Source organism: Ilyomonas limi (assembly GCF_005233845.1).
Lineage (GTDB): Bacteria > Bacteroidota > Bacteroidia > Chitinophagales > Chitinophagaceae > Ilyomonas > Ilyomonas limi.
On the sequence record NZ_SZQL01000007.1, the window covers coordinates 216,897 to 233,330 of the forward strand.

Sequence of the window (16,434 nt, forward strand, 5' to 3'; positions counted from 1 at the left end):
TGCTTACAAAGGTATATTGCGGTTAAGTTTATTGGGTTGCAACTGCTGCAGGTTGAAGGAGAAAGCAATGGTGTGGGCAACCCTTTTTTCAGGATAAAAAGTCTTATAATAATCGCGAAATACTTTGCTATAAACAAGTGGCAAATACACATTGAAAGTGGAGTGGATAATGGATATTTTTATGCCGGCATCAAACAAAAACCTGCCGCCGTTATTATCCTCGCTCCACGCATCGCTGTAGGTGCCAATATCTGCAAATAATTGCACCGGTAATTTAAAAGGTAATACTTTTAACGGGTTTATTTCATCTGGAATATCACCCCAAATATTTAATGCCATTAACCAGTTATCAGTCTTACCAACCGGAGTGTTGAGCAGGGGTGTTCCCACTTTAAAAAAGCCATCTCTTTGCATTATTTGCTGGCTCAGACCGCCCTCCTGCCCGTTGCGGCCAATAAAATAATCGCTGTAAGTAAAATCTTCATAACCATGTGGGCCAGTGAGCGTTAAAAGATAGCGGTCATTCTCGCCTTTAGATAATAATGTTTTTGGTTGCAGGTAAAAAAACTTGCCTGCAAATAATCTTGCATTAATGCCTTTGCCATCTTTTTTATAATTAAAAAAATAATTGCCGGTAAAGCCTGCACGCATAAAACTTTTCCCTGCATCAATAGTTAGTGAAGCATCATAAGGATACAATTTGCGGTTATCGCTTACACTGATATTTAATTGCGCGATATTAGTAGTTGTGCTTCTTTTATTAGCCACATAAAACGTATCTGTTGTGGTGGTTACCGTTTTAAAATCGCCAAAACTTTCTTCATTCAGAATATAAGATTTTAAAAGAAAAGTCCAACGCCGGGTAGCGCGTAAATCTTTATTATACAACCGGTATTTGACAGAAGGAACAATGCGGTTTAAGGTAAAGAACAGCTTATCGCCATTGTATTGCGTAAATGCATTGATGTTGTACCGCATACCGCTTACCGCAAACTCCAGCCATTTTCTTTCATCGAAGATGCTATAAGAAAAACGTGCAGCACCATTCCATTGCTTGCTTTGCGTGGCATATAAAGACGCCATCAAAAAGTTGAAATTGTTTAGTGGTAATTGATAATTGTGTATCAATCCGCCCACCATTACTCCATCGTAGTAGTTATAGCCACCAGCAGGCGTAAGTGAGATATAATTGTACTTATCCGTGTTTTTTAAATTGAATAAACCTGTTGTTTTTAACTGTCTTTTTGTTGCAGGATAAAGGGAGCAGGTGGTAAATAGTTGTTGATATAAGGTATCAATATTAATATTACTTGCAGCCTCGACGCTCTTTTTAAAATCTGCCGGATACGGATGTTTAAATTGCCATTCATTATAGTATTGATGCATGCTGCTGTCAAACAAAGCAGTACCTAATTTTTCTTCCAGTTGCTTCATCCACATGCCGCCTTTGCTATATACACTCAGCCCATAATTCATTTGCGTAAGGCTGTCTGATGTTATATCTACGGGCTGGTTTTTATGCAGTTTTATCAATGTATGAAGCAGCAATGTATCTTCATCATCGGGCAATTTTTTACTGATAAAACCTTTTCTCTCCGTTCGTACATATTTATTATTAATGTACCTGTTTTCGTAATAGGTGTTCATGCCTTCATCCATCCAGGCATGGTCGCGCTCATTATTGGCAAGAATGCCATACAGCCAGTTATGTCCCACTTCGTGCACAAGGGTGGCATCCAGTTCTTTACCTGCATCACTCATCTCCAAAAGTGTAATGGTTGGGTACTCCATACCACCTGCTTCTTTGCTGCTTTTTCCAAGTACCGCACTTACTACATCATACGGATATTCTCCTAATTTATCCGAATAAAAATGCACGCCGTCTTTTACATATTGCAGGCTATTTTTCCACCTTTCTTTATCCCAGGGATTGTAAAAAGTAAACGCATCTATTACCTGTTTGCCTAGCTGAACCGTATCGTATTGCACCAAAAACAATTTGGATGCAAACCACGCAAAATCGTGTGCGTTATTTAACCTATAGTGTAATGTTTTAAATGCCAATGCAGCAGGTGGCATTACTTCATCAAACGGCCTTCTTTCACGGATGGCCTGCATCCGCAACGATTGCTGCCATAACTTATAATTATCCTGTACCTCCGGACTTTGCGTACCGAGTGCTTTTAACTTTCTCAACGCCTCTTCATTCTGTAAATTACCCGAAGCAGCTATGATATAGTTTTGAGGCACTGTTATCGTTACATCAAAATCGCCAAACTCGCTGTAAAACTCTCCTTGATCCAAATAAGGCATCGGGTGCCAGCCTTTGCTATCGTACACCGCCGGTTTAGGATACCACTGCGTTATCTGAAAAGTTTCGCCTTCGTAGCCGCCGCGCGAAAAATTGTACGGCAGTTTTTCGTGGAAAGGTGTAGTAATAACAATGGTTTGCTTTGGTGCTAATGGCTGCGGCAACATCAATCTTGCAACGTCTGTACGCGTGCTGTCACTAATAAAATTTGCCGCTTCATCATTCACTTTAAAGTTGAGTTGATTGATGTATCCCCGCTGTGCTTCATCGGCAAAATAAAATGTGGTGTTGCCATTGCGGAGCAATTGCTCACTGAAAGCTGTTTGATCGTTTTTGTAAGCATTAGGCCATAAATGGAACCAAATAAACTTTAATGTATCCGGCGAATGGTTAGTATAATAAATAGTCTCCTCACCGGTGAGTGTCTTTGCTTTATCATCGAGCGATACATTTATTTTATAATCTACCCTTTGCTGCCAATCGCCTTGCTGCGCCTGTAGCTTGCAGCAATTCATTATACAAAATAATAAGAATAGTAGTAAGATTTTTGGTTGGTATTGCACGTGGTAAATGTATTTCAAAAAATGGTGTGCTTAAACAAGCCCTGCCTGCTATTTAAACAGATAATTTTTATGCATCGCCGGTACATATGCAAGTATTTAACAAAACAGTGGTAAAAAATACAAACCTTATTTTATGGAGATTATTCTTTTTTGCATCTGTACCAGAATGTGAAAAAAGTAAAAAAAAATTTAGTAACCCTTTTTATTCTCGTATGCAGTTGCTTACATTGCATCCGTAAATTATGTTAATTTGCTGCTTTACAGCAGTTTTGAACGTTGTTTGTTAATGAAGAATGATTATAAAGACCGGCGACAAAAAAGTTTCTCACAACTTAGAATGGTATATAATATTTCGATGGGAATATTAATACTGGCAATGGCAGTAGTTATGCTATTTAGCGATAAGCTGGGCATAGATGCTATAGACCAGTTTGTCAGTCCTATTGATCCGGTGTTGCGGTATCTCTTTGGTGGATTATGTTTACTGTACGGTTTTTTCCGCCTGTACAGAGGATTTAAAAAGGAATATTAATGGAGCACATAAAAAATAACATTGTATTAATATTATTGATTGTATTGTGCTGCTGGTGTATATCAGCCTGCAAAAGCAACAATTCCAAGTCTTACGATGAGGTGTACGACTCACCACAAAAGGGTACTATTCATATAAGTGTTGATGAAACATTTAAACCTGTTATTACCGAACAAATCAAAGTGTACGAATCTTCCTACCCCGGTACGCATATTATTGCCGAGTATAAATCAGAAGCCGATTGCTTCAGGGATTTGAACAGCGATAGCACACGGATGGTGATTGTAGCAAAATCACTTACGGCGGCGCAAATAGGAACAATGGAAGATAAGTTGTCTTATAGGCCAAAGCAGGATATTCTGGCGTATGATGCAGTAAGCGTAATTGTAAATAACGAAAGCAAAGACAGCTTATTTACGGTTGAACAATTGCAAAAATTGCTGACTGCCGATACTGCAACAATTCAGGTGGTGGTAGATGGCAACAATGCCACCAGTACCGTTCGCTACCTGCAGGATAGCATACTGCATGGCAAGCCATTTGGCAAAAATGTACGGGCGGTTGAAGGCGGAAGCCATGGCGTGATAGATTATATTGCACAAAACAAAAATGCAGTAGGCTTTGTAGGCTCGAGTTGGGTAGGAAATATGGACGATCCGCAGCAGGTAACTGACAGCAAAAAGATAAAATTTGCCCTGCTGGAGTGCAAGCCCTGCGACTCAAAGACTTATGCAAAACCTTCGCCCGAAAGTATTCAATATACGTGGTATCCTTTGGTGCGACCTTTGTATTATATTTTAAAAGAAAACTCATTGGGACTTGGTACAGGATTTGTCACTTTTATGTCCCTCGAGCGTGGACAACTTATCTTCAGACGGTCTTATCTTGTACCCGGAAAAATAGACTTGAACCTTAGAAAAAGTGATATATAAATAACATTTTATTGGAACATTCAATAACGAAAACGATTTTTAACCAGTATAAAAAAATGAGAAACATGAAGAAGACTTTGTTTTTAGTGTTGGGTTTGGCTTTGGCAACCGTTTGTACAAGAGCCCAGTCTATTGACGAGGGCATAAAGGATTTGTATTACGGCAAAACCCAAAGCGCCCGAACAGCCTTTCAAAAAGTAGTTGATAAAAATCCCAAAGATGGCCGCGCCATTTACTGGCTGGGACAGTCTATGCTTGTGCGCGGCTCCGAAGATGTAACAGGTGCTAAGCAATTGTATCAAAATGCATTAAACAGTGGCATCAACGATCCGTACGTGCTGGTGGGTATGGGACAAATAGACCTTATTAATGGCGATACCAGTGCAGCCAAGCAAAAGTTTGAGCAGGCTATTACCATGTCTAATGGTAAAAGAGGAAAGCAAAATCCCGATGTCCTGAATGCGATTGGCCGTGCCAACGCTTATGGTAGTGCCAAGATAGGCGATCCGGCTTATGCTATAGATAAACTAAAAGCAGCCGCCCAGATTGATCCTAAAAACCCGGATATATACATTAATATGGGTATCAACTACCTTAAGATGGGCAGCGACAAAGGTGGCGAGGCAGTACAGGCATTTCAAAATGCGGCTGCTATAGACCCCAATTATGCCGCAGCTTACGAGCGGATAGGTAATGTATATAAAAGCCAGGACAACAAGCCTTCTATGGAAGAATGGTACTCCAAAGCTGTAGCAGCCGACCAGACTTTTGCTCCGGTATATTTCGACTGGTTTGACTACTACAAAAACCGCGACGTAAATGCAGCACAAGAATACCTGAACAATTATGTAAAATATGCTGATCAGGATTGCAGAACTGCTTTCTTCAAAGCCGATTACCTGTTCCGCGCCGGCAAATATGAAGAATCCAAAGCCCAGGCAGATTCTATGGCTGCCGGTCAGTGTGCTACCTATCCTGGTCTCAACATCCTGTATGCTTATAACTACGACCGTTTGGGCGATTCTGCACAGGCAAAATCTTACTTAGATAAATACTTTGACAGTGCACGTATTAACGGTACCGACGTAGACCCCGATTATTACATGCTGGCTGGTAAAGTATATTCTAAGTTTCCCGGACTGGAAGATACAGCAGTAAACTATCTCACAAAAGCTATGCAGGCTGATACGGTAGCAAAAAACCAGCAAAAGTACATTGATACGATTGCCTCCATCTACAAAAAAGCAAACCGCCCTGTTGAAAGACTGGAATGGAGAAGGAAAAGCTTTGCTTTGAATAAAGAAGCATCCAGCAGAGACTATTACGATCTGACTGATGCAGCTATCATGGCAAATGATACCACTTTTGCCGATTCTATTATTAATGCCTACATGCAAGCTTATCCCGATCAGCCTTATGCTTATACGTTTGCTTTAAAAAATGCAAAGCTAAAAGATACTACAGGCGCCGCTGCTGTAGAGCCTACCGCTAAGTATATTGAATACTTGAAGCAGGATACAGCTAAAAATGCAGCTACCATTGCTTATTACTACGCTTTGCAGGGAACTTATTATGCCAATGTTGCTCAAAATTTAGACAGTGCTCTGGCTCAGTTCAGGCAGGCAGTACAGTATGCACCCGACAATACGCAATATCAAAATATTGTTCAGCAGCTGGAAAAAGCAGCAAATAAAGCGAAGGAACCTGCAGACAAACCTTCGGCTACCAAGCCAAAATCGGGCGGTAAGTAATCTATACAAGTTATAAATCATCAATGAAAACTCCTCTTCTTTACAAAAGAGGAGTTTTTTTATGTACGTCCAACACTTATTTTTGCACAACAACCGTATCTCATGCAGCTTATCAATGCACTTTTACAGGCTAATACTACAGCCGTCGCTACTGCCACCGGCACTGCCGCCGATTATTTCCCTATTGGCATACAACTGCTGTTTGCAATTGGTTTTGTGGCAGTAATGATTGGCGGCTCGCACCTGCTGGGACCCAAAAGAAGAACAGCCGATAAGCTCGAAAACTTCACCAGTGGTATCGAATCGCACGGCACGGCGCGTCAGCCTATGGCTATCAAGTATTTTTTAGTTGCCATCTTGTTTGTACTTTTCGATGTGGAAGTGATTTTCTTTTATCCCTATGCAGTCAATTTCCGCGATTTAGGCTGGCAGGGCTTTGGTGAAGTGTTGCTGTTTGTATCTTTCTTTCTCATTGGCTTCATTTACATCATCAAAAAAGGTGCACTTATTTGGGAGGATTAGCATCCTTTATACAATTACCCGCCAGTAATATCACCCGTTATCATTTTTCTGGTACGAGCTGTAGTGCTACCATGTAGCTATTGGTGTAGTCTGTGGCGCTAAAAGCGCCATCACTCACTTCAACAGTTGAATAACTATACGCTTTTATGCAAGTACGTTTTTTCACCACAGAGGCACCTGAGTTATGCACAGAGGATTTTTCCATTAGCCTCATCGCAAAATATCAGTTATAATCCCCATCTAAAAAATAGTAACTATCGCGACCTTTAGTCAAGTAATTTTGGCAAAAGTTTTTACCTATGCTCACCATAGACGCGCATCAGCATTTTTGGAAGTATAATCCCATACGCGATAGCTGGATGACCGATGAAATGTCTGCTATACGAAAAGATTTTTTGCCCAATCATTTGCATCATTTGCTAAAAGTCAATGGCATAGATGGCTGTGTGGCTGTACAAGCCGACCAGAGTGAAGAAGAAACAAAATTCCTGTTGCAAATCGCCAGCGAAAATACCTTCATCAAAGGTGTAGTAGGCTGGGTAAACCTGCAGGCAAGTAATATAGAAGAACGGCTCGAATATTTTTCGCAATTCAGGTTGGTAAAGGGCTTCCGGCATATTGTGCAAAGCGAGCCGGAAGATGACTTTATGTTGGGCACTAAATTTATGTATGGCATCTCGCTGCTGCACAAATACAACTTTACCTACGATATTCTTATTTATCCCCGACACCTGCCTTATGCCAAAAAGCTGGTTGCCTGTTTTCCGCAGCAACGTTTTGTAATAGACCATATTGCCAAGCCCAATATAAAGCTGCAGGATCTGTTGCACTGGAAAAAACACATGATAGAAATTGCAGCTTTTGGCAATGTGTATTGCAAAGTTTCGGGCATGGTTACCGAAGCAGGCTGGCACACGCATACTTACCAGGATTTTATACCTTACTTAGATGTGATTGTAGATGCCTTTGGGATGGATAGAATTATGTTTGGCTCCGACTGGCCGGTATGCCTTTTAGCTGCTTCGTACAAAGAGGTACTGAATATTGTACAAGCGTATTTTTCATCGTTCAGCACTGTAGAGCAACAACTGTTTTTCGGCGGCAATGCCATTTCCTTTTATAACCTTTCTGAAGATTAAAACCATTAAACCAATTATTTGCCTCACATTAAACGGCATAAAAAATGCAAAAAGTAAGAAGATAAAATATCACAAACATCAGGTAAGGCTTGTAAAATATACCCGGCACAAAGGGGTTACATTTGACAGAGAAAAAACGCAAGCTACGCTTTTAATGATGCAATATTATTTGCTTCCTATTCATGCCTGCATGTCATAAACCATCTTGAATGTAGCTATAAGCCTCTATTCCTTTTAAGTTGATATCCCATGAAACAACGTGTTATTCATATACACCCTAAAGACAATGTGCTGGTTGCACTAGACGATTTAAAGAAATATGAAATCATTGTTTTTAATGATGAAGAGTATTTTCTGCTGGAAGATATACCTGCCAAGCACAAATTTTTTATGCAAGACCTGCAGCCTGGCGATGAGATAATTATGTACGGTGTGCTCGTGGGAAAAGCAGTACAACCTGTACAAAGAGGCGCCCGCATGACTACCGAAAACACACACCATGCAGCAGGCGGTTATGCATACCGTGGTGTGCATTACCAATGGCAGCCCCCCGATGTATCGAAGTTTAGAAACCGTACTTTCAACGGCTATTACCGCAGCGATGGAAAGGTGGGCACGGCCAATTACTGGCTGTTTATCCCTACCGTCTTTTGCGAAAACCGTAACCTCGATGTGATCCGCGAAGCGCTCTACAACGAGCTCGGTTATGCGGTTACTTCCAAGTACAAAGCATTTACGCGGCAACTGGTAGAAGCGTATGAAGAAGGAGAAGCACTTTCGCCCGATATCGCATTCACCAACAATCATCACCAGGAGCGCTTTTTTAAGAATATAGATGGCATTAAATTTTTAAACCATCAGGGCGGTTGTGGCAGCACACGACAAGACTCGGAAGTGCTGGCAAAACTGCTGGCAGCCTACGCCAATCATCCCAATGTGGGTGGCATTACGGTACTGAGCCTGGGTTGCCAGCATTTGCAGATGCAGGAGTTATTGGTAGACGTAAAAGCGGCAAATCCTGCATTCGATAAACCTTTGCTCACCTTTGAGCAGCAGTCCATGCAGAGTGAAGAAACCATGATAAGGCAGGCTATCTATAAAACGTTTATTGGCTTAACAGAATTAAACAAGCAGGAGCGTAAACCCGCTTCTTTAGATAAATTGGTACTGGGTGTAAAATGTGGTGGCAGCGATGGCTTCAGTGGTATTTCTGCCAACCCGGCGGTAGGCTATTGTGCCGATATGGTTGTTGCTTTAGGCGGAAAAGTGCTGCTGGCCGAATTTCCTGAACTGTGCGGCGTAGAGCAAAGTATAGTGGATCGTTGTGTGAATGAAGCTGTTGCACAAAAGTTTATTCATTTAATGCAAACCTACGATAGTAAGGCACACGCAGCGGGCTCCGGCTTTTACATGAATCCTTCGCCCGGCAACATCAAAGACGGATTAATAACCGATGCGATAAAAAGCGCAGGTGCTGCCAAAAAGGGGGGAACCGCACCTGTGAGCGATGTACTCAATTATACCGAGCCGGCCACCAAATCCGGACTTAGTCTTGTGTGCACGCCCGGCAACGATGTGGAGGCTACTACGGGCAAAACGGCAGCCGGCGCCACACTTATTTTATTTACTACCGGCCTGGGCACGCCTACCGGCAACCCTATATGCCCGGTGATAAAAGTGGCAACCAACTCCAAACTTGCCCGACGGATGAGTGATATTATAGATATTAATGCCGGCAGCATTATAGAAGGCACCAAAACTATACAGGAAATGGGTGAAGAAATACTGGAATATTGCATAAAAGCGGCGAGCGGCGAAGTGATACCAAAAGCCGTTCAGTTGAACCAGGACGACTTTATTCCGTGGTTTAGAGGAGTGTCGTTGTAATGATCAGAAAATGAGCCTGGAAAATATTTTTAGCAATAAAACTTATTTTGGCTATAAGACGAATTAGCTAATAACTGGTTAGATTTTAGGCAATGAAAATATTGTTGGATGCTAACTGTGTCGGTGACTGAACCATACAGGTTACGTTTGCACCACTCAATCACTTCATTGTATCAGCTATACGCCGCAGGCAGCATATATGTATGCTATTAAGTAGCAGCCTTTACATAATTTCTGCCTGCGGCGTATGGCTCACAACTTGCAGCTTAATTTACCAACTGCTAAAACGTAAGCCCACTGCATAAGGATATTGTTTTAAATCGTGCCCGTGCAGCGGATTGATGCTGTACGAACCATATAATCGTACTGGTCCTATACCCAATTCGGCTACATAAGCAAAGCGCCATTTATTAAGGTCAAAATCGCCACGTGTTTTTTGTTTTCCGCGCTCATCACTTATTTGCTTCGTATGGCTGCCTACAAGATAGCCGGCACTTGCACCAAAGCTTATCGTAAGCCGTTTTTTATCTGGCCAAGGATTAATATTTATCATCAATGGAGCGGTAATATAGCCTGCATACAATTTATCCTTTGAAAATTCTACCGTATCGCGATATACATAAGCCGGCGTTTTATTGTAACTAATATCATTCTCATAGCGGAAGTTGAACATTTCTAATCCTAAACCATATTTCAGGTTTAAAGCATTCTTTGCAATATTCAACCGTTGCGTCACCACCCAAATATTTACGTTGGACGATTTGGTGCGCAGTTTAAAATCGCTTTTACCAAAAGGCTTTGCATCTCCGCTGGCTCTATGCAAATAGTCGCTGCTGTTGGCTTCCGCATAGTTGGTTTTATCATTTATATTGGCAAAGCCCAGATCAAATACCAGCCAGTTAGTGGTAAAAGTGTTGTGCCTGGAGTAATAATTAGAATCATAATCGTGCGGACTCGTAAGAACAACAATCATGCGATGTTTCCCGTTGGTTTCTTCACTATTGGCACCTCTGTTTCTACTTTGCTTTACAATTATAAAATTGCCCACCCGCAAAGTATCTGGGCCGCCCCTGCCGGTAGTATCAGCCACTGCATTATACGAGCTATCGGTGGTAGTTTGTGCAAAGGTGCCCGCAGCAAGCAGCATAGCTGCCAGCGCCATAAAAGTTCTCTTCATAATATGGTTGATTTGAAAAAATGTGTACAATGTATGTGTTGAATGTTGTAAAAATAACAGTCAACAACTATTCCTAAAGGTTCTGTTCTTTTGCTTTGCCGCCCAGCAGGTGCGTTGCTTTCTTTAATAAACCATTTACTTTATTTTTATTCAACTGCAACGAACCTACATACAATATCCGGTCATCTTCCTCTGTATTCAATTCTTTATACACAGCGGGTTTTGTTGTTGTATAATCGTTGGATGTATATGCCACGGTTGATGTAACCGCATTTTCATCTACCTCTTCCAACGGCTTCAATACAGTTGGTTGCTTTTGTTTAGGCGTGGTGCTGTTATTTGCAACCAATTCTTCCGGCGCAGGTGGTGCAGGTTGCTTTATAGGCAGCGGTTCAATCTGCGCAACTACTATTTGTTCCGTTTCCTGTTGTTTCGTATCGGGCAATACAGTTGATTTACCAGTGTTTACAGTTGATTTCGCCGGCGCACTTACACTTTGCTTTACTTCATTTTTTGCAACAACAATATTATTATCATTGCTTTTCTTTTCGGGCAAAACCACATTCGGTTCTTTTTCTAATGCTGTATTTTTTTCAACAGGTTGATGTTGAATAGGCTGCGTATTAACTGCCACCTGCGGCTGCGGATCGTTGTTTATCAAATAATTTCCTGTCAATATTATCACACCCATTATTGCTGCTGCAACTGCCATTCTTGTAATATACAGCGGAATAATCCTTTTAGCAGGTTGCTTATACAACCTATGCTTATCAGGACATGCTATAACTTCAGGCGTAAGCTTTGCCTGCTGCAGCAGTAAAAACGCTTCCTGCAATTGCGGATGCTGCAATACAAATTGCTCTACCACAGCTTCTTCATTTACAGATAATTCCTTATCGGTATGCAGTAAAAAATATTCTTCGTAATTACTACTATTTATACTGCTGCCTGTTGTTTTATATAAAGCGTTTTTATTACTATATACAATGGCATCTTCCAATGGCAACTTAGCTTCCCGCAACATATTCAGTTCTGCTGCAAGGTGCGGGTGCTGAAGCACAAAAGTTTCTACCGCTTCGCATTGTTCTTTGCTCAGTTCATTATCTATGTACAGTAGAAAATATTCTTCGTAATTGCTTAAGTTAATCATCGTGCTACCTCGTTTTATTGTTCTTACAGTACATGTTCTTTACTCACTAAATAACTTTTCAATATAAGCCTTGCCCGGTGCAGATACACCTTCACCTGGCTTTCGTTCAGGCTCATAATCTTTCCTATTTCTTCGTAACTATATCCTTCATAATCCTTCAGCATCACCAGGCTTCGCTGTGTTTCGCTCAATCTGTTCAATGCCTCATTCAATATTTTTTTTGTATCACTGCTTACCGGTTGATGCGTAGCCTGCGTATCGCCGCCAAAACTCTCCTTGTACTCCACCCGTTTGTTCTTGCGCAAATGATCAATCATCTGGTTGTATGCTACCGTAAATAAGTACGATTTACTTTTAGCATATTCCACCATATCCCTGTTTCGCCACAGCTTTTCGTATGCCGTTTGCACCACGTCTCTTGCATCTTCCTCGTGCCGCAGATTTTTTACAATAAACCGGTACACATTATCTGCATACAGGCTTACACATTCATTATATTCTTTGTCGGTCATAAACAGGTGTGGGTAGTACAGGTTTTAAAATAATACGTTTGATGGCATTTTTTGTTACAGCTTTATTCAAAATTTATTCAGGTTTTACTTTAAAATCACGAAGTGTTCTTTATAATTCCTTTGTAATCCTTTACTCACACAACAGTAGCTTAAAAAAACAAAATTATTCAATACAAGTATATAATGGCGGTATTTGGTACAGGCGAAACGACGTGCGGATAGCTGGCGTAATGCTGTTTTACTTACTAAAATAACAATATATTTTGGGCTGTTGTTCGTTAATTTGAGAATGGAATATTTTGTAAAAGAAAATTCTGTAGTACGCACCATTTGGGGCAGCAGCGATATTATTATGTTCATTTTTGCGGGAGCCGCTGCCGAGTTTGCCCTGAACAAGGCCGTGGACTGGCTCTATTTTACCGGACGCTTGCCAGCCGACCCATTGGGCAGGCTGTTTTCTACCGTGGCGTACGCAAAACTGATTGTTTTTTCGGAGAAAGAAAAAGCACATGCGGTAATAGATAAAATGGCATACATCCATTCTGCTGTAGAAGCCAGGCGCGAAATGAAAATTCCTGATTGGGCATACCGCGATGTATTGTTTATGCTGATAGATTATTCAATACGTGCTTTTGAGGTAATGCAGCGAAAATTAACCAACGAAGAAAAAGCTGAAATATTTGATACTTTTTACAGAGTGGGCGCACGCATGGGCGTAAAAGATTTGCCTGCAACCTTACCGGCCTGGCTCCTCATGCGCGAAGATCATTTAAACAATCATTTGGCTTACAGTCACTTCACTACAGATTTATTTAATCAATATAAAAAGCATTTGGGCTCATTTCGTTTTTTCTTGCTGAAAGAAGGGCAAGCTTTGGTAGTACCGCCGCAGGTAAAAAAGTTACTGCACCTGAAGAACTTTTCCTTGTTGTCGCCTATTGTAGCAATTTACAAGTTTTTCCGCCTGTTTAGGTTAGACTGGTTCTTAAAGAGCCTGGTGCTGCCGCCCGCTTATAAGGCGCAGATAAAAGCATTGGATGCAGCGAACTTGTGAATGGTGAACCTGCCCGTTGGCAGACAGGTTGTCAATTGTGAATAATAGTCCAAAGTGTTTTTATACTTGTAATTCCTTATTCCTAATTGTCCATTCACAACTGACTATTCTCAACAAAATATTGCGTTTCTTAGCAGCCGTATGCAGGTTGATTATATTATTCTCGGGCAAGGCATTAGCGGCACTTTTTTGAGTTATTATTTGCAGCAGCAGGGCAAAACCGTACTGGTGATAGATACGCCACAGTCCTATACTGCCAGTAAAATTGCCAGCGGCGTCATTAATCCGGTTACCGGCAGGCGTATCGTAAAAACATGGCTGATAGATGAACTGTTGCCTTTTTGCTGGAGTGCTTATACTGAAATTGGGAATCTGCTTGCCGTATCGCTTATCAGGCAGTGCAATGTATTAGATTTTCATGCCACGCCGCAAATGCAGGAGGCCTTTGCCAGCCGTATAGCAGAAGATGCTTCTTTATTATGCGTACGTGGTGATAAAGCGTATTGGCAGCAATACTTCCGTTTTAATTATGGTATTGGAGAAGTAAATCCTTGCTGGCTGGTAGATTTACAAACGTTATTACCGCATTGGCGGCAATATTTAATGGCACACAATGCCTTATTGGAAGATTATTTTGATTGGAAACAATGCGAAATAGCAGAAGAGAAAGTGCAGTATAAAAATATTACTGCTTCAAAAATTCTTTGCTGCGAAGGAGTTGGCGGCGCCCGTAATCCGTATTTTCAACTTTTACCTTTTGCGCTTAATAAAGGAGATGCAATTATTGCGCATATACCCAACTTACCTGCTACCAACATATACAAGCAGGGCATTAGCATTGTTCCCTGGAATGAAAAAGACGTCTTTTGGATTGGCTCTACTTACGATTGGAATTATGCCGATGTGCAGCCTACGGCGGCGTTTAAAAGCAAAGTAGAAGCCCAGCTTGATTATTGGTTGAAACTGCCATACACACTCACCGATCATTTTGCAGCAGAACGGCCGGCAAATGTAGAGCGCAGGCCATTTGTTGGTCTGCATCCCGTGCATTCTGCCGTTGGTATTTTAAATGGTATGGGTACCAAAGGCTGCTCACTGGCACCTTATTTTGCGCACCAGCTTACGGCTTATTTGGTGGATGGTTTGCCTATTGAACCGCTTGCCAATGTGCAACGTTTTACACAGGTGCTTAGCCGCTGATGCCTTATAACTTTCAATTTATAGTACACACCATTTTCTAATGAATAATATGATGTATGCTTAGCTCTAAGCTGGCAGCTCACGGCTTCAGCTTACAACTTATTACTTGAAGCTTGTAGCTTTTGTATAAACTAACCTGCTTAAGCCCAGTGTTTTCCTGTATCCATCCATTTTTATTCAACGCAAAGTTTTCCACATCGGTTTTGCTTGAATAAACCAGTAATTAAAGGCATTACATTTGCTAATATTTTTAGCATAAACCAACTACTATTTTATGGATGATATTACCTTGCGCAGTGCCGTGTACAAAGGCACCAAACAATTTCAGTTGCAGGATATCCCTACTGCAAAAGCTACCGGCTTCAACGCAGCTGCCGATGATTATATGGAGCGCGGCATTGACCTGAATGAACAGCTCATTAAAAACAAGCCTGCAACTTATTTTTTCCGCATGCACAGCGATGCCATGATTGATGCCGGTATTTATCCGGGCGATATACTTATTGTAGATCGCAGCCTGCCTACAACAAGCGGGAAGATAATTATAGCAGCCTTAGATGGGGAGTTGGTAGTTCGTCGCTATCAGCTGATAATGAACACTACTTCATTACTTGCCGAAAACAAACGCTACGGCGCTATTGAGATAAGTGAACTCACTAATTTTCGTACCTGGGGCGTAGTTACCTATGTTATTCATACAGTTAACTAAAACGAATGTCTCCGGCGTGTTAACCGGAGACATTCGTTTGAAATTATTGTGCTTCTTCTACCCTGAAAGTGATTGTTTGCTTTTGGCGGTAAATTACGTTGCGCCCGTTTTGCACGGCAGGTATCCACTGAGGTCCCTTTTTTATAGCTCTTACTGCTTCATCGGCCGTGCCATAGCCCGGGTTGTTCAGTGCCTGCACTTCCGACACATTGCCATCCTTATCTACTAAAAACGATACTACTACACTGTAGGTGCCGGCGGGTGCACCATTTTCGGCAGGCAAATCAACGCGCAAAGTGCGCTCTAAATATTTTATCCAGGCATTTGCACCTCCGGGAAACTGAGCTTCCTTTTGTACAAAAAACACTTCATTCTTAAGATCATCCACCTGTGGAGCAACGACATTCCCTATCCCTTTTTCTTCCACAGGTGGCGCTATCATGTCGGTATGTTCTCCGTTTGGATTATCAATTTTTCCAATAGCAATATTATCCATATCAATTTGCGCCGGCGGTGGTGTTTCTATATTTTCATTTGTAAGCACGGGGGTGGTAAACTTAATACTCGCAATTGGCTTTGGTTGTGATGGAGGAGGAGGCGGTGGTGGTGGAGGTGGAACTAGCGGCTGCTGAGGCTCTGTTTGCAAAGTGACATCACCATCTACTATAAGCGTAGCTGAATGATGATTTTCTTTTTTACCTGTAAATGCAGCTAAAAAAGCAAACAGGCAGCAGCCTATCATTACTAAAATGGAGGACTTTAACCGCTTGTTGTATGACTTGCGAAGCTCGTAAGCGCCATACATTTTGTTTCTGCCCTCGAAGATAATGTCGAGCACATCTGCCCGTAGAATTTGATTCGTTTCCATAGCTGAAGAATTTATTAATAAGATGCTTCAGCAATAGTTTTCCATATCTTTTTAAATAATAATTTTTACATTAATATCTATGAAAAGTAAACAATTATTCATACAAATAATTGCATATAAAAGCAAA

14 protein-coding genes are annotated in these 16,434 nt (G+C 41.3%); 9 read left to right on the plus strand and 5 right to left on the minus strand.

Translation table 11 applies throughout. The features are described 5' to 3' along the window. Positions 1–3: 3 nt before the first annotated feature. Positions 4–2,826, minus strand: coding sequence for a M1 family metallopeptidase (locus tag FC093_RS10980; RefSeq protein WP_137261819.1), 2,823 nt, complete (start codon positions 2,824–2,826; stop codon positions 4–6). A 334-nt stretch (positions 2,827–3,160) separates the two neighbouring features. Here FC093_RS10980 and FC093_RS10985 point away from each other — a divergent pair, with 334 nt between their 5' ends. The 6 genes from FC093_RS10985 to FC093_RS11010 all read left to right on the plus strand — a co-directional run bounded on the left by FC093_RS10985 (position 3,161) and on the right by FC093_RS11010 (position 9,637). Further along, positions 3,161–3,406 carry a hypothetical protein gene (locus FC093_RS10985; RefSeq protein WP_137261820.1) on the plus strand — a complete coding sequence of 82 codons (246 nt, stop codon included), beginning with the start codon at positions 3,161–3,163 and terminating at the stop codon, positions 3,404–3,406. After that, positions 3,406–4,338 carry a PstS family phosphate ABC transporter substrate-binding protein gene (locus FC093_RS10990; protein WP_137261821.1) on the plus strand — a complete coding sequence of 311 codons (933 nt, stop codon included), beginning with the start codon at positions 3,406–3,408 and terminating at the stop codon, positions 4,336–4,338. The genes FC093_RS10985 and FC093_RS10990 overlap by 1 nt, the downstream gene beginning before the upstream one ends. A 65-nt stretch (positions 4,339–4,403) precedes the next feature. Then, positions 4,404–6,089: a tetratricopeptide repeat protein gene (locus FC093_RS10995; protein WP_137261822.1), complete on the plus strand. Its 1,686-nt coding sequence runs from the start codon at positions 4,404–4,406 to the stop codon at positions 6,087–6,089. A gap of 102 nt (positions 6,090–6,191) precedes the next feature. Further along, positions 6,192–6,611 (plus strand): NADH-quinone oxidoreductase subunit A, encoded by a 420-nt coding sequence (locus tag FC093_RS11000; RefSeq protein WP_137261823.1) that lies wholly within the window; start codon positions 6,192–6,194, stop codon positions 6,609–6,611. A gap of 299 nt (positions 6,612–6,910) precedes the next feature. Beyond that, positions 6,911–7,750, plus strand: a complete 840-nt coding sequence (locus FC093_RS11005; RefSeq protein ID WP_137261824.1) for an amidohydrolase family protein — start codon at positions 6,911–6,913, stop codon at positions 7,748–7,750. Positions 7,751–7,999: 249 nt separating this feature from the next. Continuing rightward, positions 8,000–9,637 carry a UxaA family hydrolase gene (locus tag FC093_RS11010; RefSeq protein ID WP_137261825.1) on the plus strand — a complete coding sequence of 546 codons (1,638 nt, stop codon included), beginning with the start codon at positions 8,000–8,002 and terminating at the stop codon, positions 9,635–9,637. A gap of 271 nt (positions 9,638–9,908) precedes the next feature. Here FC093_RS11010 and FC093_RS11015 read toward each other — a convergent pair whose 3' ends face one another. From FC093_RS11015 to FC093_RS11025, 3 genes are all read right to left on the minus strand, one after another. Beyond that, entirely contained in the window at positions 9,909–10,814 is a 906-nt protein-coding gene (locus FC093_RS11015; RefSeq protein ID WP_137261826.1) for an outer membrane beta-barrel protein, read from the minus strand. A 73-nt stretch (positions 10,815–10,887) separates the two neighbouring features. Beyond that, a complete protein-coding gene (locus FC093_RS11020) occupies positions 10,888–11,964 on the minus strand; it encodes an anti-sigma factor (RefSeq protein ID WP_137261827.1) in 1,077 nt (358 codons plus the stop codon). Positions 11,965–11,987: 23 nt separating this feature from the next. Continuing rightward, positions 11,988–12,476, minus strand: a complete 489-nt coding sequence (locus FC093_RS11025) for an RNA polymerase sigma factor (protein WP_137261828.1) — start codon at positions 12,474–12,476, stop codon at positions 11,988–11,990. Positions 12,477–12,765: 289 nt separating this feature from the next. Here FC093_RS11025 and FC093_RS11030 point away from each other — a divergent pair, with 289 nt between their 5' ends. The 3 genes from FC093_RS11030 to umuD all read left to right on the plus strand — a co-directional run bounded on the left by FC093_RS11030 (position 12,766) and on the right by umuD (position 15,439). Further along, a complete protein-coding gene (locus tag FC093_RS11030; protein WP_137261829.1) occupies positions 12,766–13,530 on the plus strand; it encodes an oxygenase MpaB family protein in 765 nt (254 codons plus the stop codon). A gap of 141 nt (positions 13,531–13,671) precedes the next feature. Continuing rightward, positions 13,672–14,730, plus strand: coding sequence for an NAD(P)/FAD-dependent oxidoreductase (locus FC093_RS11035; protein ID WP_137261830.1), 1,059 nt, complete (start codon positions 13,672–13,674; stop codon positions 14,728–14,730). 274 nt (positions 14,731–15,004) lie between these two features. After that, positions 15,005–15,439, plus strand: coding sequence for a translesion error-prone DNA polymerase V autoproteolytic subunit (umuD, locus tag FC093_RS11040; protein WP_137261831.1), 435 nt, complete (start codon positions 15,005–15,007; stop codon positions 15,437–15,439). Positions 15,440–15,482: 43 nt separating this feature from the next. Here umuD and FC093_RS11045 read toward each other — a convergent pair whose 3' ends face one another. Continuing rightward, positions 15,483–16,307 (minus strand): energy transducer TonB, encoded by an 825-nt coding sequence (locus FC093_RS11045; RefSeq protein ID WP_137261832.1) that lies wholly within the window; start codon positions 16,305–16,307, stop codon positions 15,483–15,485. Positions 16,308–16,434: the final 127 nt, after the last annotated feature.

Bases quoted from the DNA above. Each gene is read 5' to 3' on its own strand.
- FC093_RS10980 (WP_137261819.1), bottom strand. From the start codon at position 2,826: ATGAATTGCTGCAAGCTACAGGCGCAGCAAGGCGATTGGCAGCAAAGG.
- FC093_RS10985 (WP_137261820.1), top strand. From the start codon at position 3,161: ATGAAGAATGATTATAAAGACCGGCGACAAAAAAGTTTCTCACAACTT.
- FC093_RS10990 (WP_137261821.1), top strand. From the start codon at position 3,406: ATGGAGCACATAAAAAATAACATTGTATTAATATTATTGATTGTATTG.
- FC093_RS10995 (WP_137261822.1), top strand. From the start codon at position 4,404: ATGAAGAAGACTTTGTTTTTAGTGTTGGGTTTGGCTTTGGCAACCGTT.
- FC093_RS11000 (WP_137261823.1), top strand. From the start codon at position 6,192: ATGCAGCTTATCAATGCACTTTTACAGGCTAATACTACAGCCGTCGCT.
- FC093_RS11005 (WP_137261824.1), top strand. From the start codon at position 6,911: ATGCTCACCATAGACGCGCATCAGCATTTTTGGAAGTATAATCCCATA.
- FC093_RS11010 (WP_137261825.1), top strand. From the start codon at position 8,000: ATGAAACAACGTGTTATTCATATACACCCTAAAGACAATGTGCTGGTT.
- FC093_RS11015 (WP_137261826.1), bottom strand. From the start codon at position 10,814: ATGAAGAGAACTTTTATGGCGCTGGCAGCTATGCTGCTTGCTGCGGGC.
- FC093_RS11020 (WP_137261827.1), bottom strand. From the start codon at position 11,964: ATGATTAACTTAAGCAATTACGAAGAATATTTTCTACTGTACATAGAT.
- FC093_RS11025 (WP_137261828.1), bottom strand. From the start codon at position 12,476: ATGACCGACAAAGAATATAATGAATGTGTAAGCCTGTATGCAGATAAT.
- FC093_RS11030 (WP_137261829.1), top strand. From the start codon at position 12,766: ATGGAATATTTTGTAAAAGAAAATTCTGTAGTACGCACCATTTGGGGC.
- FC093_RS11035 (WP_137261830.1), top strand. From the start codon at position 13,672: ATGCAGGTTGATTATATTATTCTCGGGCAAGGCATTAGCGGCACTTTT.
- umuD (WP_137261831.1), top strand. From the start codon at position 15,005: ATGGATGATATTACCTTGCGCAGTGCCGTGTACAAAGGCACCAAACAA.
- FC093_RS11045 (WP_137261832.1), bottom strand. From the start codon at position 16,307: ATGGAAACGAATCAAATTCTACGGGCAGATGTGCTCGACATTATCTTC.